Below are 21,778 nucleotides of genomic sequence, written 5' to 3'. Positions count from 1 at the left end.
AAATGAATGACTCTAACTGATTAATACGTTAGCAAGATTAACAATAAGTTACAAAATCATGATATTAGACTACAACTATGTTCTATAGAGATAAATATGACTGTAATTGAGTGATAATCACTCGCATTTATGAAAGAAATAACTTTTAAAAGGGAAATAGGTAACAAATCGAAGTGGAACTACTCACAAAGAGGTATAGCAAAAAGTGCTATTTCCTCATATTTGTTTAAATAACAATCTATTTTATTGAGAATAAATTAGGCTGCCTAGAAGGCAGCCTAAAAATCAGACAAACTATAGGTTATTTTTTAGATGCTTGTAAGTACAACATATCTAAAGCAATGGTTGCTGCGGCCAATGCAGTGATATCAGATTGATCATAAGCTGGTGCGACTTCAACTAAATCCATACCAACGATATTTAACGGTTGTAAACCACGCAACAGTTTTAATGCACGATCTGAGGTTAATCCACCAATGACAGGTGTTCCGGTTCCCGGCGCAAAAGCAGGATCTAAACAATCAATATCGAAAGTGAGATAAACAGGCATATCACCCACAATAGATTTAATTTGTTCGATCATCTCATCAACACCGCGATCATTAACTTGTGCGGCATCAATGACTGTAAACCCGTTATCACTTTCATGCTCTGTACGAATACCAATTTGTACAGAACGAGTCGGATCAATTAGCCCTTCTTTTGGTGCATGGTAGAACATAGTGCCGTGGTCATACTGGCTACCATTACCATAAGTGTCTGTGTGTGCATCAAAATGGACTAACGCCATTTTACCAAAATGCTTTGCATGGGCGCGCAACAGAGGCAAAGTCACAAAATGGTCACCGCCAAATGTTAAGCAGCGCTTGCCCGCCTCCAGCAATTTTTCTGTATGTGCTTGTAGCTTATCGCACATGTCTTGTGCATCACCAAAAGCAAACACCACATCGCCACAATCCACAACATTTAAGCGCTCTGTTAGTTTAAAATTCCATGGCCAACGATGGCTTTCCCACGCTAAGTTGGTAGATACCTGACGAATAGCAGCAGGTCCATGACGGCTGCCCGCACGACCAGAAGTTGCCATATCAAACGGCACCCCCGTTATCACCCACTCAGCATCTGAGTTATAAGGTTGAAAGTTTAATGGGAAACGTAAAAAGCCAAATGCGTTAGAAACCAGTGAATTATCGACCTGATTACCTAATGTGCTATTAATCATCACTCTTCCTCTATCAGTATTTGTAATCTGCAAATACTTTTATTATTTAGACTCATAGGTGGCTCTACACCACCTGTGATTAGCTACCGTTTATTTATCGCCAATTATTCGTCTTCTAAATAAGTATAGCCATAAAGCCCATTCTCAAACTCATCAACGAAATCTTTTTGCAACTGCTCGCTCAACCCAGTGCCTTTAACTTGCTCTGTAAAGCTTTCAAGCAATACTTCTGGTACTAGCTTCACATATTGCAGCATATCAGCGACCGAATCGCCTTCTTCACTTTGCAGATAACGCACGTTGCCTTGGCTATCAACCCAAACATCAATTGCTGCTGTATCGCCAAATAGGTTATGCATGTTACCTAGAATTTCCTGATAGGCCCCTATCATAAAGAAGCCGATCATGGGTGGGTTTTCAGGGTCGTATGCAGGCATTGGCATAGTTGTTTCAACACCGTCACCATCGACATAATGGTCAATAATACCATCCGAATCACAAGTGATATCCAATAATACCGCGCGACGGTCAAGAGGCTTATCAAGGCCTTCTATCGGTAAAACGGGGAACACCTGATCAATCCCCCAAGCATCTGGCAACGATTGGAATAACGAGAAATTCACATAGAACTTATCGGCCATCCGCTCTTGCAGCTCATCAATAATTGGACGATGAGCACGGTTACTGGGATCTAAGTCTTGTTGAATACGACGACAAATATTCAAATAAAGCTCCTCGGCCCACGCTCGCTGAGTCAGGTCGAGTACACCATGAGCATACTGCGTATGCGCTTCTTGTAAATCAAACTGACTATCATGGAGCCATTCACGTAACGAACGGCTATTACCTTGGTGCTGCATTGATTCCCAGGTTTCCCACAATGAAATCAATGAACGCGGTGCATCCTCATCGGGAGGAGATGTTTTGGTAAATTCATTTCGCTCCACCCCGATCACATTAGAAACTAAGACCGTATGATGTGCGGTCAATGCACGCCCTGATTCGGTGATCACCGTCGGATGTGGTAAATCAAACTCCTCACACGCATCACCAATCGCCCAAATCACATTATTCGCATATTCATTTAAACCATAGTTTACTGAACAATCTGATTGGGAGCGCGTTCCTTCGTAATCCACACCTAAGCCGCCACCCACATCAAAACATTGAATTTTTACGCCTAAACGGTGCAACTCAACATAAAAACGTGCAGATTCACGGACACCTGTCGCGATATCACGAATATTCGCCATTTGTGAACCAAGATGGAAATGCAGCAACTGTAAACTTTCTAGGCGACCTGCCTGACGTAAAATTTCAACAAGTTGTAAAACCTGTGTTGCCGCTAAACCAAATTTTGATTTCTCGCCACCACTTGCCTGCCATTTGCCTGACCCCTGCGACGCCAAACGAGCACGAACGCCTAAACGAGGTGTCACATTCAAGCTTTCCGCTTCTTTAAGAACAACCTCAATTTCAGACATTTTTTCGATAACAAGGTAAACCTTGTGACCTAATTTTTCCCCGATAAGCGCTAATCGAATATATTCACGATCTTTATAACCATTACAAACAATAACGGTACGAGTACGGCCGGCATTTGCTAGCACAGCCATCAATTCAGCCTTCGACCCTGCCTCTAGTCCAAGCGGTTCACCTGAATTGACTAATGATTCGATGACTCGACGCTGCTGGTTGACCTTAATCGGATAGACCAGAAAATAGTCGCCTGTATAGCCGTACGATTCACGAGCACGCCTAAATGCCGCATTAATTGAGCGCAAACGGTGCTGTAAGATTTGTGGGAAACAGAATAATGCGGGTAAACGCAAGTGCTCCTGCTCCTCTTTAACTTGATTAACAAGTTCGGCTAGATCAATAGACGTGTCTGGGTTATCAGGATTTGGGCAAACACAGACATTTCCGCGCTCATTCACCTGATAGTAACCACCGCCCCAATACGCGATGTTGTACGTCTGGCGCATTTTGCGAGCGATATTATCATTCATAACAAACTCCTTTATGGAGGGGTGAGTGACGCTTTCTCCGGCCAGACAGCGACCCGTCCTAAGACGTGGCTCTGCAAGGCAGTTATGTCGGGGAAACAGCTATTACTCGGATTAATTAAAGTGCTTAGAACATCTAAACGGTGACAAATACAACCATTTGGCTGACAGTTACTGACTGATAGCCAAGGGTGTACTAGGAAGATGATAGTAACTTCGAGAAGAAGTAAATAAAGACAGGAAAGTAAACGCCAAAAACACGCGGCGATCCGCATTTAGCTGCTGATTACTGTTATTCAGTAGATTATGGATCATTACCCATTAACCCCCAATATAACTGTTTAATCTTTATCAATAGCGAGAAAGATAAACACTCCTGATAGATAGCAGGCATATTGTACGCCTACTGGTATATAACGGAACATTTTTAACTAACCGTCACGGTCGCTGTTTATACATTGATTAGGCAGAAATTGCAAAACGTTATTGGCTTAATAGAAATAAAATTTGTAAGGCTCGTCTTTTTACTTATTGTTTTTCTGTCAAACGTAAAAACAGGTAGCACTTTTTTTGTTAAAACATTAAAATAGACGTCTAGATGTTAAAACATCCAATTACAATCAGCGAATTCTTAAGGTATTAATCTCATGGCTACACATCTCTTTACTTCTGAGTCTGTATCGGAAGGGCATCCTGATAAAATTGCCGATCAAATCTCTGATGCGGTTCTTGATGCGATTCTTGAGCAAGATCCAAAAGCTCGCGTTGCTTGCGAGACCTATGTCAAGACAGGTATGGTGATGGTCGGGGGAGAAATCACCACCAGCGCTTGGGTTGATATTGAAGAGATCACACGTAAAACCGTTCGCGAAATTGGTTATACCAGCTCTGACATGGGTTTTGATGCAAACTCGTGTGCGGTTTTAAGTGCGATTGGTAAACAATCACCTGATATCAACCAAGGTGTTGACCGCGCAGACCCATTAGAACAAGGGGCTGGCGACCAAGGTATTATGTTCGGTTATGCGACAAACGAAACTGACGTTCTGATGCCTGCACCAATTACTTATGCTCACCGTCTGGTACAGCGCCAAGCAGAAGTTCGTAAAAATGGCACTCTGCCATGGTTACGTCCAGATGCCAAAAGCCAAGTCACTTTCCAATATGACAACAACGAAATTGTTGGCATTGATGCGGTTGTTTTATCCACACAGCACGCAGAAGATATTAAACAGCAAGATTTACATGAAGCTGTAATGGAAGAAATTATTAAACCTGTTCTTCCAGCAGAGTGGTTAGTGCCAACAACAAAATATTTTATCAACCCAACAGGTCGCTTTGTTATCGGTGGACCAATGGGCGACTGTGGTTTAACTGGTCGTAAAATCATCGTTGATACCTATGGCGGCATGGCTCGTCACGGTGGCGGTGCATTCTCCGGTAAAGATCCTTCTAAAGTAGACCGTTCAGCGGCTTATGCTGCTCGCTATGTTGCCAAAAACATTGTTGCAGCCGGCTTAGCTGATCGCTGTGAAATCCAAGTCTCCTATGCAATTGGTGTTGCAGAGCCAACTTCAATCATGGTTGAAACATTTGGTACAGGTAAAGTTCCAGAAGCGCAACTGGTTCTGTTAGTGCGTGAATTCTTTGATTTACGCCCATACGGCTTGATTCAAATGCTGGATTTACTACATCCAATTTACCAACAAACGGCTTCTTACGGGCATTTCGGTCGTTCTCAATTCCCTTGGGAAAAAACAGACAAAGCCGCTATTTTACGTGAAGCTGCTGGCCTAAAATAATTAGCCAAACCAATAAGCCCCACACTGTGGGGTTTATTTCTTTATTCATCCTCTATCTTATTTCCTCGCTTAAATTCATTTTTAGAACTCCTTGAGCAAAAGTACAATTCTCCTAAACTAATTGGGCTAAAGAATATAATCATCACGTTTGGGCCTTATCATACCTATAGAATAAGTATTGCCATGTAATAATTTTTATATTAGCAATGATTCGCACTTAGAAACGCATATCTCATATTTATTTCATAGTGGAAAGAGATAAGTGGTTATAAAAACCAGTTAAAGGCGGTAGTGTCTATAGAGAAAACGTTTATTTACTATGGAATAATAAACGTAATGAAATCGTAGAAGAAGCCAACCCTAGATATATTAGGTATTTTTATAACTAGGGTAGCTCAGCGTCATCCAAGCCTACAATATGCAAGATATTATGTATGCTTTCTATTATACCGTAGATAAATTTTCAATAAAACTTGATGTATCAATCTTCTTTATTAATCGCTCTTTCCACCAAGAGAAATTACCACCTTGACTTGATGGATGCCAAGCTAGCCAAATAAATTGATCATCTTTAGGGATCTCTACCGGAACAATGACTAATTCTTGGTTCTTTAACTCTTTTTTAATATGTGAAGGACAAATAAACCCATACCCTATTCCTCGCTTAATTAAGACTAATTTACTTTCTAAATCGCAAACCAATATTTGCCTTCCTAATATGACTTCTTTTTCTCTATTAATTGATAGCTCATGGCTACTATCTGCAATTTCAACGTGGATATCGTTTATTAACTGATTTCTCGTTATTATCGTTTTTTGTGAAGCAAATGGATGTGATGGGGAAACACAAAGGGCAAAACTAAGTTTTCCTAGTAGCTGGGTTCTTACCTTTATGTTTTCAGGGATCCCCCCAAGAGCAATAATAAAATCTGCTCTATTTTCTTTTAATGCATCCCAAGCCCCTGTCATTGCTTCTCTTAGGATTGAAATATGAACATCACCATTTGCCTTAATATAATCACGAATATCTTGAACAAAGATATCTAGCGGTAGAAATTTTTCAACCACAATACGAATTTGGTTATCAAATGTTGGAATATTTCTCACTCTATTTTCGAGATCTTGCACTGCATTTAAGATCCATGCCCCCTCCTGTAATAAAAATTCCCCCTCCTTAGTTAAACGAATTACAGGTCCATTACGGTGAAAAAGCTTAACTTTCAATCGACTTTCTATATTTAATACTTGATAGGAAATCGCAGACGGTGTTTTATGCAATACATCTGCCGCTGTTGAAAAAGAACCTGTTTTTTTGATAGTGCTTATTATATTAATTGCATCCACGGATAATCTAGTCATATAAGCTCCTAATTAATTTAAATAGCTAATACAATGATTTCAGCGCATTAATATTTAGTCGACTTCATATATAGAACTATCATAATGTTGTTCATAAACAATCAAGAAACATCCTAATCTACTAACTTAATAGTCATTAATTTTCTTAGTAGATATATAATTAATAAATAGAATTAAAATAAAAGTCATTGGTAATATAAAATAATAGATCTTATAGAAGTATATCTTTATGAAAAACAGCGCTCACTTAACGCTGGATAATTATAGAGGGAAATAGACTCCCTCTATAATAAATATTAATATCAATTTATTTAGCAAGACTATTACCTAAACTCGAATTCATGCTATTTAAAATATCACCATTATCCGCATCAATTTCCCATGCAAATAATCCTCCAAGTTTGTTCTCTAACACATACTTCCCTTTTGCTTGCACTGAACGTTGATCGTCAAAGGTAATCAGATCCCCTGTTGATGCTTTAAATACATAGGGCGCTTCTGCGACTTCATCATAGCTATATACCCATTGTCCGCTCATATACTGATTTTTGATTTGGCGATAATCAACAACTCCATTTTCCCATGTCCCTGCAACTGGGCCTGTCGCTTTCCCTGTAAATGGATTACCGTTGGTATAGCCATTCACCCCCGTCCATCCACGCCCATACATCGCTGCACCTACCACGATTTTCGCGGGATCAACACCTTGATTCAATAAAGCATTTACCCCATTAACCGTTGTATATTCCGTATCTGGACGCCAACTGGAGGCATTAAGTGCGGTTTGGTAGCCAAGTGTATTTAAATCAAATGCACCATAAAAGTCGTAGCTCATCATAAAAAAGTGATCAACCGATTTTTGTACCTCACCAAAATCGACTTTATCTATTTTGGCTTTCGCGGCACTAATAGCTGATGTTAATTGATATTCGCGCCCGGTTTCTTTCTCTAATTCATCCAACATCGCGCGAAGCTCTTGCATCAACAATAAATAAGTTTCACCATCTTTATCTGACGCTAATGTGGTGCTGGCTCCATTTGCACCAGGATATTCCCAATCGATATCAACACCATCGAAGAATTTCCATGTCAACAAAAACTCTTTGACAGACGTTACAAATTTGTCTCGTTTGGTTTTATCCTTCATTGCATAAAATGGATCTGATAATGTCCATCCACCAACAGAAGGTAATATTTTCAAATGGGGATAGGCTTGCTTTATTGCCATTAACTGCCCAAAGTTACCTTTATATGACAATGAAGTTCCTGTTTGAGAGACATTAATTGCAGCCCAAGGATCATGAATAGTCACTTTATAGTCATCCCTACCTGTACATGACTTCTGCAATGACTCAAAACTACCTTCAATTTGCTTTAAGCTATCATTAATTCCATTTCCGCCGCATATAGGAATAAAAGCATACAAAATATGAGTAAGATTTTGTGCCGGTATTTTATCGGCAGAAAATTTCCGTCCATATATTCCCCATTCAACAAAATATGCAGCAACGACTTTTCCTGAGTCTTGCTTGTAAGCTTGGTTATTTTCTAAAAGTTGCGTTTGCAACGGAGCAAAATGACTTCCATCTGTATCTTGGACTGTAATTTCAACCACATCACTAAAATTACATTCGTCGCCATTGCATAGTGCAACCTTCAATTTATACTTCCCGCCTTTAGATATTGAAAGGCTTGCTTGACCTGAAGAGCTGGTTGAAGGACCACTCCATACCTCTTGGTCATTCAAATACACTTTTGCCGTAGTTCCATAATCTCCATACCATAAATCCCAGGAGACATTAAAAGTTGCCGCCTCTTTTCTCGTCACTAATAATTCATATTTATCCTCATTAGGGTTAATTTCAACAATGCTATAGGTGTTATCCATCCATTGAATTGTGGGCTTTCCGGGCAACGCTGCATATGCAAACTGAGTAGCACAATGACCGATAAGTGCTGCTAGCATTAACTTATTTAGTCTAAACATGTTTTACCCCTTAATGTGTTAAGGAATACGGGATATTTTATTGAGTTCAACAATTAATCGTTCGATATTAATCGCTGATATTGACATCACTAACTTGGTAGAATGCATTTGACGTATCATAAACATCCCACACCGCAAGGATGACATGATAGCCAGAGCGATCTTTCGGCACATCACACTCGATTTCTGTGACGACTGGTGGTCTAACACCATTTTCATATTTGACACAGAAAGGCGTTAAATCAAAAGAATCGCGTGTGAGTGGCTGTGATGGGTCCCAATCAGGCTTAGTGATAAAATACCGCCAGCTATCGGTAGAATGCACAACGGTTAAATACCAAGCAAAGGTATTTTTCCCCGTTTTAAGCTCACTTTTTACCCACCGGGTCGGCGACTGTTCATCCATTTCAGAGTGAGCTGCTATCGCAGCACTGGCAATGACTCCATCAGCCGGACCAGCCTCAGGGAATCCTTTTGGTGCTTCAAAACTATGTGGGTCATAAGGTACTTGATTGCCACAGCCCGTATTTTTTAATTCAGTGGTATTACGCACCGAACATAAATAAGCACGACTTGGTGGCTCTGTTGTATAACCATGTGCTAGGGCAAACTGAGAAACGCCTAGTAATAGCGATCCTAAACAGCTTAAGGATATAAGATGCTTAAATTGATTTTTCATAATGCACCTCTTTATTCACTTTATAATAAATGTTTTTTAAACAGTGCGATTAATAGCCATCACACGGTTCATTTATATTATTATCAGTTTAAAAGCGTTTTTTATGAATAAATCAACGAGCTAAATTAAATATTTATCATGATAAGTATTTTTTTAAATATGAATAGATATATTTTTATATGAAAATAGAAAAGCAGAAATGTTATTTAATAGATATCACTAATCTTTAATAAAAAATTCAGCCCCTTTAAATTTGGGGCTGACGCTATTATTTTTTGAATAATTGAAAAACAGACATGCCCGCAATCATGGCTAATGTAAAAATGATCCCTTGTGTTAACCCCATCCCCGTTAATAGCAATGCAGGCCCAGGACAAATACCGGCTAATCCCCAGCCAAGTCCAAATAACACACTCCCTATCACTAGAGGCTTATCAATTTTTTGATTGGTCGGGATCTGCATAGGGCATTTTAATACACTAGCTTGACGTTTTTTGGCGAAGGCAAATGCAATTGCACTGATCACCATCGCCACTGCCATAGTGACTAATAAAGAAGGATCCCAATTACCCGTAATATTTAAGAAGCTAAGAATTTTAGCCGGATTTCCCATCCCCGCTAATAATAGCCCCAAGCCAAATAATAAACCTGAGATTAATGCGATAATAACTGGCATAACTTTATCCTCTTAATCCCAATAAATTTATAACCGCTACCGTCGCAAATGCCACTAACATAAAAGTGATAACCGCAACTATCGAACGCCGAGAAAACCTCGCCATACCACAAATTCCGTGACCACTTGTACAGCCACTCCCTAATCGCGTACCAAAGCCGACGAATAAACCGGCGAGGATAAGGATAGGGGTGCTCGTCGTGATCGACACTTCCGGTGAAAAGAAAAAGAGCGTAAATAAAGCAGGAGCCGCCATAATCCCGAGCACAAATGCCACCTTCCAAGCGGTATCCCCTGCAATCGGTTTTAAAACGCCACTTAAAATACCGCTGATACCAGCAATTCTGCCATTAAAAAGAAGTAATAGGGAAACTGCCGCGCCAATTAATAAGCCTCCCATCGCAGCTGACCAAGGGGTAAAATTAGCCCAATCAATAGACATCATTATTTCTCCTGAACCGGACAATAAAGTTGGTAAAGTGTATTCAGTAACGTGAAGAGCTTTTCATCGGCAATCGCATAATAAATTCGTTTACCTTCACGACGTGTCGTCACGAGCCCTTCATGACGCAATACCGTTAGTTGTTGAGAAAGGGTTGGTTGCTGTATGCCCAGCGACGTTTCAAGATCGCTCACACACGCCTCACCTTGCGTTAACTGGCATAACAGAAGTAATCGATCCGGATTACCTAATGTTTTCAGCAATGATGACGTTTGTGTTGCAGCCTGCTTCATCGCCAAAAGCAATTGGTTTGTAGAGTCCTCGCTCATAAATCCTCCCAATAAATACATTATCATAAAATATAATATATATTTTTATATAATGATAGCCAATAATGCTTGTTTCCTCATATCGGCTTATATTATGCTTAGTTATATGAAAACCGTTCGAATCCCCATTTATCTTCAACAAAAAGCCATGCGCATGCTGAGGGCAAAACTGAATTTAGCCCAACAAAAGCTGGAACAAATCTTTCCAGAACCAACACTTAACTATAAGCAGCGAGGAACAACAGCAGGGAGTGCCTACTTAAAAGAGTGGGAAATTCGTTTAAATGCTGTCTTACTGATTGAAAATGGTGATAGCTTCATTAATGAGGTGATCCCTCATGAGTTGGCTCATCTATTAGTGTATCAAGTCTTTGGCCGTAAAGGTATTGCTCCCCATGGCAAAGAGTGGAAGTGGATGATGGAACACGTTTTAGACGTTCCCGCAAAACGTACACATCGCTTTGAAGTCACGTCCGTCAAAAGTCGCACTTTTACCTACCATTGTGCGTGTTCCACAACGCACGAATTAACCATTAGAAGGCATAATAAAATTGTCAGAGGGGAGAATCAGTATTTGTGCCGAAAATGTGGGGAGGTTTTAAAACAGAATGAGTGGGTGAATGCGGCAGATGTTGAATAACACTGCCGCATCAACTCGATGGTGTGTCTTTAGGCGAACTCCGTCATTACCAATTTGGCAATTTCGAAGTAAATAATTAGACCCGTTCCATCAATGAAGGTTGCAATAAACGGCGCAGATACTACTGCGGGGTCAACTTTTAATTTCTTCAATACCATTGGGATAATCGAAGAAACAATTGCACTCCACATGGTGATAGCAACAATAGTTAGACTTACTACAATCGTCACTTCAGCGCCCACACCCAGTATCCATGCCCTAATCAAAGCAGCTGCACCAATAGTCACGGCCACTAAGAAAGAGGTTGATACTTCTTTTTTCAATACCGCGCCCAAATTACGTAGGCTCACTTCCCCTAGCGCCATCGCCCTGACAAGGGTTGAAGTGATTTGCGTTCCACTGTTCCCGCCCGTTCCAATTAATAATGGAATAAAGAAGGCCAGAGAAATCGCAGCTTCTAATTGCTCTTCAAAGGCTTTTAATACTGTACCGGTATAAGCTTCCGCAACAAATAGCATTAATAGCCATACGACACGTTTACGCCATAACGTAATAGGACTGGTTGCTAAATAAGGCTCTTCAAGTGGTGTAGTCGCCCCTTGAAGTTGTGCGTCTAACGTATTCTCATCTTCAATTAATTCAGCAATATCTTGAGGACGTAATACCCCCATCAATTTGCCAAATTGAACAACGGGTATCATATCCAAACCACTATGGTTGATCAGATCATAAACATCATGACGTGATTGATCAGGCGCCACTGAAAAGTAGTTGTGTCTCATAATATCGGATACAAGCAACCCTTCATCCGCCGCTAATAGCGATTTGACTGAAAGAATACCATTTAAATAATTTTCCTGATCAACAACAAATAAATACGTTGGGATCTGCTCACCGTCTAAGTGTTCGATCAAATTCTTTTTCACGCAAGCAACAGAATCCGCAATAGAAACAGGCAAATAAGATTGGCTCATATATGCGCTGACAGTTGCGTCATCAATTTTTGGTTGCTGAGTGTTGTTGTTATTCAGGCGTGCGCCTTTCATTGCGGACTGAGCAATTGCTACAGATCCCGCTTTGTTCTGGGTAGTGAAAGTCATTTTTTTAGTCCCTAGTTACTGTTGTTTACTCAAACAGTACTCACATAGGGGCGAAACCAGATGAGAGAATGCGGTGGCTATCTCTACGTCTCGGTTTTAGCACTATACAACGTATCCAACTTACATTGGAAGTTACATGGGGATATACCTTCGTTCGATATATCCTGTCCTGATCTTGGGCGTCTCTCGACGTCGTCAGATCAGTAACCTGTGTTTGTATAGGAGCCTCGCCTAACGAGATACTGCACTTTTGATGCGACGCGAATTATAACCATAAGATTATTAATTACCACCCCGAAAATAGCGTTAATAACACATGTTGATTATCTTGTTTAGGTTTTGTTTAAGTTGATGTATGACAACAATTCGTCGCGTTACTAAATGTAACCAAGCATGTATTAATATTTTATTCACTGTTCAAAATACGCTGCTTTTGACTTATTTTTTACACGTGAATAAAAAACGTAGTTACCCGATTAATAAATTTATAACGCAATGACAAAAAAGGAAAATTACTTGATTTTATCTAATTTATTTTATCTTTCATCCTAAGGTAAAAGAATAATATTGAATATATTAATTTGCATTATTATAATTTTTTGAATAATCTATACTATATAAAACAAACCCGCCAAACAGGTAAATTATTTTTATTTCTGTCACATCTTATTTAATTTTAATCAACCATCATAAAAAACGTCTTAATAAGAGAATGCACTTAATGCATTATTTAATTCGAAAAAAGTCTCAGCTTATTAGTATTTCAAAATAAAAATACATAATCACATATTAATTTAGTGGTTAATATATTTATTTTTATTTTAAAATACCGCAAGGTTAATTAAAGAGTGAAGTTTTAATTATGGACAGAACCATTGTCGGTATGCTGACAAATCTAACATTTCGAGTGAATGATGAGATAAAAATCGCCGCTATATCAGCGTTAGGAGATTATAAAGCAACTATTGAACACCAAGAAGCTATTGTTCGTATTATCAATCTTTGCCAAGATCCAAATAAAGAGATTGCAGTATCAGCTATCAACACATTAAGTAAATTATCCGTTTATTTTATACCTGAAGGATATACACTTAAATAAACTCGTTTAATGTGTTATATCGATATTCAGTTACCTTTTATTATATAATAACTTACAACCAATTACGTATTTTTGTTTAATAAATAATACATAGGTCACTGTCTCATTACTTAGCCACTATAATGAGACAGTTCATTGATGAGGTCACTTACGCTATTTCTGTATCACCTTGTAATTGGCAGCTACAAGCCAAGACATAACCGGCCGCAATCTCTTCTTCTGTCAATGTCATGGTACTGCTCGTCGTATAATTGCCTGAGAGTACTTTTGTTTTACAGCTACCACAAACACCAGCACGGCAAGCCGCAATGACTGGCTGTTTATTTTGTTCTAAAGCCGACAGCAACGACGTTCCGACAGGAACTTTAAAATCGACCAAACGGTGGCGTATTTTTAATGTCACTACGTCTTCACTTTCAACCGGCTCCGGCTCTAGCGAAAAACGTTCCATAAAGAAATGATCAGCAGGTACACCTAGGCTTTTAGCGAATTGCTGAGCATTCTTCATATAAGGTGTAGGCCCACAAGTCATGACCACTCTAGCGCTAATATCCGGCACCAAGGCAGAAAGTTTCTCAAGGGTTAATCGCCCTTCTGCGACGCCACCATTATCTGGCGTTTCCGCCATAATGCACAGTTGTAATCGAGATGGATATCGCTCAATCAACCGATCCCATTCATCCGCAAAAATGACTTGTTGGCTATCACGCACGTTAAACAAAACTTTGACATCCGCCTGAGGCCGATTAGCCATCAACCAACGCACCATCGACATAATTGGCGTCACACCACAGCCAGCGGCTAACATCAGATATTGGTTACTATTGAGCTCTGCACAGGTAAACTCCCCCTGAGCGTCAGAAAGCCAGAGATAATCACCGGGTTTTACTGCCCCCGTTAACCAGCATGATCCTGTGCCTTGTTCTAAGCGTCTTACCGTAATCGTGATAAAACGGCTTTGCCCAGGTGTCGATGAAATCGTATAAGCTCTCATGATTTCATCGCTGTTTTTAATACTAACAAGTGCATATTGACCGGGTGAATATGTATAAAAGTCGTGATTGATTAAATTAATCGTCCATACATCGGAGGTTTCTTGATGAATAGAATGTATTTGCATTCTATTTGGACATAAACTACTCGGCATTGTCATCCTATCACTCCAATTGGGGGGAAATATCCCCCCTTCACTCTTAATATTAAGCAGGCAGAATTTCAGCTAGATCTTGTTCAACTGTTGTAATGCTACGCATACCAAATTTTTCGTTCAGCACATTTAATAAGTTTTCAGTTAAGAAACCAGGTGCTGTTGGGCCGGTATAAATATTTTTAACGCCCAGCGACAACAGCGTCAGTAAAATAACAATCGCTTTTTGTTCAAACCAAGACAGAATCAAGCTCAATGGTAAATCATTAACGCCACAACCTAATTTTTCGGCTAAGTTCACTGCAAGCATGATTGCTGAATAAGCATCATTACACTGACCCACATCTAGTAGACGAGGCAAGCCTTCCAATGTACCAAAGTCTAATTTATTGAAACGATATTTACCGCATGCCAACGTGAGAATTAAGCAGTCTTCCGGTACACTGCGAGCGAAATCCGTATAATAACTACGCTCACCACGGCTACCATCACAACCCCCTACTAAAAATACGTGACGTAATTTTTTCTGTGAAACTAAATCAATTACGGTATCAGCGGCACTCAATAATGTTTGACGACCAAAACCAACCGTAATTTTGTGTTCAATTTCTGTATATGGGAAGCCATTCATTGATAGAGCTTGATTGATCATTTCAGAAAAATCATCTCCCGTTAAATGTTTCGCTCCAGGCCAACCCACGATACTGCGAGTCCAAATACGATCTTTATACTGACCGACATCAGGGTCGATAATACAGTTTGAAGTCATCAGCACAGGACCCGGAAATTTCGCGAATTCCGTTTGCTGATTTTGCCAACCACTACCATAGTTACCAACAAGGTGTGAATATTTTTTAAGTTCAGGGTAACCGTGAGCAGGTAACATCTCACCGTGAGTATAAATATTAATCCCCGTTCCTTCCGTTTGTTCTAACAACATTTTCAAATCTTTCAGGTCATGGCCTGAAATAAGAATACATTTACCAGCAACAGGGCGAACATTGACCTCTGTTGGCACAGGGTGACCAAACTCCCCTGTTTCACCTGCATCTAGAATTTCCATGACTTTGAAATTCATTTGGCCAATCGCCATCGCGTTATCAAGCAGTTCATTCATATCCGCTGGTAATGTACCGAGCCACGCCATGATTTGATGATATTGACGATAAATCTCATTATCATATTGGCCCAATACATGAGCATGCTCCATATAAGCGGCAGCACCTTTTAGCCCATATAAGCAAAGCATGCGTAAGCCATGAATATCATCACCCACTTGTGCTTTATCAATATCAAGTGCGAACGCTTCGGCTTGTTTTTGCAAGGTCGCAATATCGTTACCATTTAATTGGATATTAATCAGGGGGTGATTAAACACAATGGCACTATTTTTAGCTTGGCATTGCTTGATTAATTTATCACGCAGATAAATCGCTTCACGTGCATAGCCAATAATACGCTCTGAATCAAAGTTAACGTTTGTCAGTGTTGAGAAAAAAGCTCGAGGAGCAAAGCTATCGACATCGTGGTCAATAATTCCCAATTCACGGGCCGTAACTGCACTCGCCGACAGACTTTGTAGTACAGCCACTAATAAATCTTGCAGGTCAGACGTTTCCGCCGTTTTACCGCACATACCCTGCGCGTATGCACAGCCATTGCCAGCTGGAGTTCTAATTGTTTGTTCACATTGCACACAGTACATGTTCATTGCCTCATAAGTTGCATTTTGAATACAACATTAAGATTAAACCTTTTTCGATAATAAGAAAGCGGATTTAAAGCTTATCTGATGCTTTATTGATCTATATTAATGTTTTTAGTAAATGAGAACTATTTGCATCTATCTCACTAATAAAATAAGGAAAATTAGCCTTATGACAGTATCCTTAAGATAAATAGTTTCATTTTTGCTCGAATTAGTACTTGCTAAATTTGATTTGTTAACTTGATAATACCCGCGCTTAATTTGTTAGGTACAAAAAGATTTCACTTAGTTAGTAAATGGCTTAAAGGATTTTTTATGAAGAAAAAGACTATTCTTGCAGTGACTATCTGCACATTATTCGCGGCGGGTGTTACCAATGCTGCTGAGGTTTATAACAAAGATGGCAATAAACTGGATGTTTACGGTCAAATTGATGTTCGCCACTATTTTGCCGATGCAAAAAGCGGGGAAGATGGGGATGATTCACGAGTCCGTTTAGGGTTTAAAGGTGACACGCAAATTACAGACCAGTTAATTGGTTTTGGTCGTTTTGAGTGGGAAACGTCGACCAATAAAGCGGAAACCAGTAATGATAACCAAAATCGTTTAGCGTACGCTGGATTAAAATTTGCAGACTACGGCTCACTTGATTACGGTCGTAATTATGGTGTGATTTATGATACCAATGCTTGGACAGACGTATTGCCACTTTGGGGTGCTGATACCATGGATCAAGAAGATACCTTCATGATGGGCCGTAACCGCAATTTACTAACTTATCGTAATAACAATGGTTTTGGTTATATTGATGGTTTAAGCTTCGCTCTACAGTACCAAGGTAAAAATGGCGATCAAAATAAATCAACCGGCTCAAGCGCATTAGATAACAATGGTGATGGCTACGGTTTTTCTACCGCTTATGAATTAGGTTGGGGTCTCTCAATTGGTGGCGGTTATTCAAATTCATCGCGTACGCCAAGCCAGAATAATATTAAAACGGGAGCAACAGGAAAACGCGCCGAAGCTTGGAACCTTGGCAGTAAATTAGAACTTGATGAGTTATATTTAGCCGCGATGTATGGGCAAACACTCAACACAACCCGATTTGGCGATGATGACGCTGAGGCGATTGCCAACAAAACAGAAAATCTTGAACTAGTTGCATTGTATTCGTTCGATTTTGGCCTGACACCCTCCATTGGCTATAACCAATCTAAAGGTAAAAACCTAGGTAATTATGGCAATAAAGACTTAGTGAAGTATATTGCAGTTGGTGCATCCTACGATTTCAACAAGAATATGGCCGCTGTCATTGATTACAAAATCAATTTATTAAAAGATAACCAATTCACCGATGACTATGGTATCAATACAGACAATGTGCTTGGCTTAGGTTTAATTTACCAATTTTAAATCTATTTAAGTAATTCACCCCCATTATGGTTTTCATAGTGGGGTGAATTCCATCATACGCAATTATCCCCAAACGTCCTGTCATTCCCCGACTTAAATATTAACTTACCGATTATTTTATTAACAAATCTAATAAACTTTAGCGCATATCCCTTATTATTTACTTAAACTAGCTTACTTTATACAGATATTATAAATGATTACACATTTATGACTTATTAATTTCACTTTAATTAAATAACGTCATATTCCAATAATTAAAAAAAGTAAAGTCTTACGTTTTATTTGCTTTGTTTATTAAATAAAATACCTGACAATAAAATTGTGGTATGGTTTGACATACTGCTTGTCATACTAAAATTACAATAAGTTGCTATACATCACTAATAGAGAGTCATAAAAAGATGTCTGAACAAAGTTCAATGAGTCAATCCGCAATGAAATATCGTTTCGGAATACTCAGACGATTAAAAGAATCTAATAAGACCCCATTTGGCATATTGCTTTTATCCGCGGTCATTGGTGCATTTGTTGGCTTGGTGGGAACCTTATTTGAACTAGGCACAACATGGGTGAGCAACTATCGAAGCAGTTCTGTTAATGAACTTATTACCGACAAATGGCTACTTATTCCTGCTATGTTTGCAGTATCTGCAATATTAGCGATGATAGGCTATTATCTCGTCAAGAAAATCTCACCAGAGTCAGGGGGATCAGGGATACCTGAAATTGAAGGCGCATTACAAGACCTACGCCCTGTACGATGGTGGCGCGTTATCCCCGTTAAATTTTTTGGTGGATTAGGTGCATTAGGCTCTGGAATGGTGCTAGGCCGCGAAGGCCCAACAGTACAGCTCGGCGCCAATATCAGCCAAATGTTTTATGATATTTTTCGTATTAAAGATAATGAATCACGTCATACGTTATTAGCTGCGGGTGCAGCAGCGGGGCTATCAACGGCGTTCAATGCCCCACTGGCAGGTATCTTATTTATTATTGAAGAGATGCGTCCACAGTTTAAATATAGCTTAATATCCATAAAAGCGGTGTTTATTGGTTCAATTACCTCTACCATTGTCTACCAATTAATCAGTGGTCAAGCCGCCATCTTAAATATTGGACAATTTTCATCTGCCCCCTTAAATACATTATGGCTTTATTTAATTTTAGGAATGCTATTTGGGGTGATTGGTATTTGCTTTAACCGCTTTTTGCTTTATCTACAAACGAAATTCCTCGCATTTTATCAAAATAAAGTTTCTCGTTTTGTATTAATGGGAGGCCTAATCGGTGGATGCTGTGGTGCTATTGGTGTTTATACTCCTGAAGTTGTTGGAGGCGGTTTTTCTATGATCCACCAAATGGTAGCAGGAAGTTTTACTGTATCGGTCTTAATACTGTTTTTTGCCCTACGCTTCCTCACATCCACTATCAGCTTTAGCTCTGGTGCCCCCGGTGGTATTTTCTCTCCACTACTCGCTTTAGGTACGCTTTTCGGTGGCATTTACGGTTACTGCGTGTTAGAGCTTTTTCCGGATTACCACATTGAAGTGGGCACTTTTGCTATTGCGGGTATGGGCGCTTTATTTGCCGCGACAGTCAGAGCGCCGCTAACGGGGTTAGTGTTAGTACTCGAAATGACCAGTAACTACCAACTTATTTTACCTATGATTATTACCTGTCTAGGCGCGACCATGGTAGCGCAATTTTTAGGTGGTAGACCACTTTACTCGGTTTTATTAGAAAGAACATTGCAAAGAAGTGCGCAAGAAAAATCAGCAGAGCAAACCAAAGCGGCGAGCTAAGCTTAATCAACCAGCGGGATGTTTTACGCATCCCGCAATTGTCTTAACCTAATCAAACACTACCGCTTTTTGGCAATTAATGTCGCAAAATTAAGTTTTATACGGTTACCTTGCGCATCCGTTCTATGCAGATGACCAGGATTTTCATTATATTTTAAAATCTCCCAGTCTTTGTAATATTCATGCAACTCCCCTGCTTTGAGAAAGCATTTGAATGGGATCAAATCTAAAGGAGCATCTGGCGTTTCAGCAGCACATACGATCACATTAATACCACCCGGTAATGTGTGTGCTTGCATGTTAGCAATAACATCCGCAATACGTTCACGCTGCAAAAACATTAATACAACGGTAGAGATGATTAAATCATAATCGTCTTTGATTTGATGGCTATTAATATCATAAATCGCAGTTTTAATATTCTCTATACCAGCTTGTTTTTTGACAAATTCAATGGCCTGAATATGTTGTGGGTTAATATCTACCGCTGTCACGTCATAACCTTGCAATGCAAGATAGAAGCTATTGCGTCCACGTCCTGATCCTAAATCTAACGTTTTACATGGCTGAGACAGGTTATTTTCACACAAAAATCTCACTTCCGAATGTGGGATAGTTAAGCCATATTCTTTATAGAATTTGATATCGGGATGACATAAAAAGGAGAGTTGGCACTGCATATCATCGCTGCAATCCGAAATTCGATGCCAAACTTGAGGCTCAATAATCGGTGGTTGGTTATTAATATCAAATGTAAATTTTTGCTCGCTACCGTCTTCTGAAAAAATAACAAAATCGAGTGATCCTTTTAGTACTCGAAGTTGTGCATAGGTATCTTCTTTCGTGTTATGGCGCTCTTGAAACATCAGAGGAAGAGAGGCTTTATCCCACACAGGCATAGTCTTATAACAAACTAACTCGCTCATATCATCACCTTTAAGTTGCATATTAAATACATCTTATAACTTTATTAATCGACCTGCAAAGGTTTCATAAGATGATGTTTGGTAGCTTGATCAGAATCAACCTTCTGGAAAACCAGAAGGTTGATAGCGGAAGATTAATAACCCAGTTGTTTTGCTGATAAACCTAAAAACTCAAAAGGCTCACTCTCTACATACTCATTGGTCGCATCGCCAGAAAAAATATGACTCTGCTCAGCACCGAGGGTCAGTTTTTTCACCTTGCCCGTTTCAGCAGAGAAATCAATCTTCTTAAGGTTAGTCCAAAAGATATTTGGGGTTAGAGCGGATTCGAAGAAATAGAGTTGACGTTTATGATCAACTAGAGTCCGCCAACGAGTCGAGGAAATTTCAGGTGAGTTTTCTGTGGTTAATCCATAAGGAACAGACACATTACGAATAACGCCGAACACACTGGCAACAGCTTTATTTGGTGTTGTCTGTTGTGGGATAGCATTAATATAAAATTGTGCACGTGCAAACCGATCCGCTGAGCGGTTTGTGCCCGGCAACATAACCGTACCACCTATTCCTTGCCAATATTCTTGCATAGCTAATTGCTTTTCATAAATAGGTGAATTTGTCATGACTTGATATTGGCGACTGTGGTGAATAACTTGCTTACCATTAATGTATTCAACAATCGCACTATCACCACTCGCATCTGACAATGATAAATGCAAAGTGGCTAAGCGGTCTTGCCCGGGTACGTTATCGGTCATAACCAATAACGGTGTTTTCTCTAATGCTTCTACCGCTTCAGCCACCGTCGCAAAGTTATCAAGCATATATTGGGCCCATAATGAGATAGAGAGCGCTGGCTGCTTATCATTCGCTGGCGGGTATTGTGATTCTGCAAGCCATAATAAATTAGCCACTAAACCTTTTTCATTCACCCCATCGGTCGTTGAAATATCATAGCCTGATGCAATCACACTACCGTATTTTGACGTCCATTTTAGGGAGTTAGGCCCAGCGATACCCTCTCTCTTCATTCCTCGCGGAAATATCCATAAATTAGTCCCAATATCATATTTCCAGTCCATCGTCCTCGCTGTCATGGTTTGCTGATCTTCACCTAAATACACGACGCGCGTACATGCTTGAGTGACAACTGAGGGAACATAAACTGCGGCCGCGGTGAGTAGTGCAACCATGCTTTTCTTAACAAACGACATCTGACCTCCTAGAAACAAAGAGTTACCGCCAATAGACTTTACACATCGTCAAACAGTGATGGACTGAATAAATAAAATGTATCAACTTGGCTCAATTAACATGTTCATATTCATCATAAAATTGAAAATATAATTTGATGATAAAAGTATAGAAGAATTATGAGCTATGCGCAGGACGAATCAACCTTTTGAAACATTCAATAACAATTAAAGGCTATTTAGCT

18 protein-coding genes and 1 riboswitch are annotated in these 21,778 nt (G+C 39.6%); of the genes, 5 read left to right on the top strand and 13 right to left on the bottom strand.

Going from position 1 to position 21,778, the window contains the following annotated elements:
- Positions 1-301 precede the first annotated feature (301 nt).
- Both speB and speA read right to left on the bottom strand, forming a co-directional pair.
- Complete coding sequence (gene speB, locus I3B46_RS06495) at positions 302-1,222, bottom strand: agmatinase (RefSeq protein ID WP_004921989.1); 921 nt, start codon at positions 1,220-1,222, stop codon at positions 302-304.
- Positions 1,223-1,326: 104 nt separating this feature from the next.
- Positions 1,327-3,231: a biosynthetic arginine decarboxylase gene (speA, locus tag I3B46_RS06490; RefSeq protein ID WP_004921992.1), complete on the bottom strand. Its 1,905-nt coding sequence runs from the start codon at positions 3,229-3,231 to the stop codon at positions 1,327-1,329.
- Positions 3,232-3,875: 644 nt separating this feature from the next.
- On the opposite strand from speA, the gene metK reads away from it, so the two are divergent.
- Positions 3,876-5,030 carry a methionine adenosyltransferase gene (metK, locus tag I3B46_RS06485; RefSeq protein ID WP_004921998.1) on the top strand — a complete coding sequence of 385 codons (1,155 nt, stop codon included), beginning with the start codon at positions 3,876-3,878 and terminating at the stop codon, positions 5,028-5,030.
- Between the two features lie 444 nt (positions 5,031-5,474).
- On the opposite strand, the gene I3B46_RS06480 is transcribed toward metK, so the two are convergent.
- From I3B46_RS06480 to I3B46_RS06455, 6 genes are all read right to left on the bottom strand, one after another.
- Positions 5,475-6,389 carry a LysR family transcriptional regulator gene (locus I3B46_RS06480; RefSeq protein ID WP_004922001.1) on the bottom strand — a complete coding sequence of 305 codons (915 nt, stop codon included), beginning with the start codon at positions 6,387-6,389 and terminating at the stop codon, positions 5,475-5,477.
- A 307-nt stretch (positions 6,390-6,696) separates the two neighbouring features.
- On the bottom strand, positions 6,697-8,376 hold the full coding sequence (locus tag I3B46_RS06475; protein ID WP_004922004.1) for a glycosyl hydrolase family 18 protein: 1,680 nt from the start codon (positions 8,374-8,376) through the stop codon (positions 6,697-6,699).
- Positions 8,377-8,443: 67 nt separating this feature from the next.
- A complete protein-coding gene (locus I3B46_RS06470) occupies positions 8,444-9,055 on the bottom strand; it encodes a lytic polysaccharide monooxygenase (protein ID WP_004922007.1) in 612 nt (203 codons plus the stop codon).
- 268 nt (positions 9,056-9,323) lie between these two features.
- On the bottom strand, positions 9,324-9,731 hold the full coding sequence (locus tag I3B46_RS06465) for a DUF6691 family protein (protein WP_004922016.1): 408 nt from the start codon (positions 9,729-9,731) through the stop codon (positions 9,324-9,326).
- 4 nt (positions 9,732-9,735) lie between these two features.
- The gene (locus I3B46_RS06460) at positions 9,736-10,173 is read right to left on the bottom strand and encodes a YeeE/YedE family protein (protein WP_169342121.1); all 438 of its coding nucleotides are present in this window, start codon (positions 10,171-10,173) and stop codon (positions 9,736-9,738) included.
- 2 nt (positions 10,174-10,175) lie between these two features.
- On the bottom strand, positions 10,176-10,502 hold the full coding sequence (locus tag I3B46_RS06455) for an ArsR/SmtB family transcription factor (protein ID WP_040133352.1): 327 nt from the start codon (positions 10,500-10,502) through the stop codon (positions 10,176-10,178).
- A gap of 106 nt (positions 10,503-10,608) precedes the next feature.
- Between I3B46_RS06455 and I3B46_RS06450 the strand changes: the two genes are divergently transcribed.
- On the top strand, positions 10,609-11,142 hold the full coding sequence (locus tag I3B46_RS06450) for a SprT family zinc-dependent metalloprotease (RefSeq protein ID WP_141173165.1): 534 nt from the start codon (positions 10,609-10,611) through the stop codon (positions 11,140-11,142).
- 29 nt (positions 11,143-11,171) lie between these two features.
- On the opposite strand, the gene I3B46_RS06445 is transcribed toward I3B46_RS06450, so the two are convergent.
- On the bottom strand, positions 11,172-12,242 hold the full coding sequence (locus I3B46_RS06445) for a magnesium transporter (RefSeq protein ID WP_004922030.1): 1,071 nt from the start codon (positions 12,240-12,242) through the stop codon (positions 11,172-11,174).
- A gap of 74 nt (positions 12,243-12,316) precedes the next feature.
- Positions 12,317-12,488: riboswitch (M-box (ykoK) riboswitch) on the bottom strand.
- Between the two features lie 616 nt (positions 12,489-13,104).
- Here I3B46_RS06445 and I3B46_RS06440 point away from each other — a divergent pair.
- Positions 13,105-13,341, top strand: a complete 237-nt coding sequence (locus tag I3B46_RS06440; protein WP_004922032.1) for a HEAT repeat domain-containing protein — start codon at positions 13,105-13,107, stop codon at positions 13,339-13,341.
- 148 nt (positions 13,342-13,489) lie between these two features.
- On the opposite strand, the gene hcr is transcribed toward I3B46_RS06440, so the two are convergent.
- A complete protein-coding gene (gene hcr, locus I3B46_RS06435; RefSeq protein ID WP_060560862.1) occupies positions 13,490-14,494 on the bottom strand; it encodes an NADH oxidoreductase in 1,005 nt (334 codons plus the stop codon).
- Positions 14,495-14,540: 46 nt separating this feature from the next.
- Positions 14,541-16,193, bottom strand: a complete 1,653-nt coding sequence (hcp, locus tag I3B46_RS06430) for a hydroxylamine reductase (protein WP_014656429.1) — start codon at positions 16,191-16,193, stop codon at positions 14,541-14,543.
- 318 nt (positions 16,194-16,511) lie between these two features.
- Between hcp and I3B46_RS06425 the strand changes: the two genes are divergently transcribed.
- Both I3B46_RS06425 and clcA read left to right on the top strand, forming a co-directional pair.
- Entirely contained in the window at positions 16,512-17,609 is a 1,098-nt protein-coding gene (locus I3B46_RS06425; RefSeq protein ID WP_014656430.1) for a porin, read from the top strand.
- Positions 17,610-18,013: 404 nt separating this feature from the next.
- Complete coding sequence (gene clcA / locus I3B46_RS06420; protein ID WP_104872874.1) at positions 18,014-19,414, top strand: H(+)/Cl(-) exchange transporter ClcA; 1,401 nt, start codon at positions 18,014-18,016, stop codon at positions 19,412-19,414.
- Positions 19,415-19,473: 59 nt separating this feature from the next.
- On the opposite strand, the gene tehB is transcribed toward clcA, so the two are convergent.
- Positions 19,474-20,361, bottom strand: coding sequence for an SAM-dependent methyltransferase TehB (tehB, locus tag I3B46_RS06415; RefSeq protein ID WP_014656432.1), 888 nt, complete (start codon positions 20,359-20,361; stop codon positions 19,474-19,476).
- 113 nt (positions 20,362-20,474) lie between these two features.
- Positions 20,475-21,554 (bottom strand): linear amide C-N hydrolase, encoded by a 1,080-nt coding sequence (locus tag I3B46_RS06410; protein WP_004922053.1) that lies wholly within the window; start codon positions 21,552-21,554, stop codon positions 20,475-20,477.
- Positions 21,555-21,778: the final 224 nt, after the last annotated feature.

Origin of the sequence: Providencia sp. 2.29 (assembly GCF_015832305.1) — a bacterium.
Taxonomy (GTDB): domain Bacteria; phylum Pseudomonadota; class Gammaproteobacteria; order Enterobacterales; family Enterobacteriaceae; genus Providencia; species Providencia stuartii.
The sequence above is the reverse complement of the archived record's forward strand: the minus strand, read 5'-3'. Positions and strand labels throughout refer to the sequence as shown.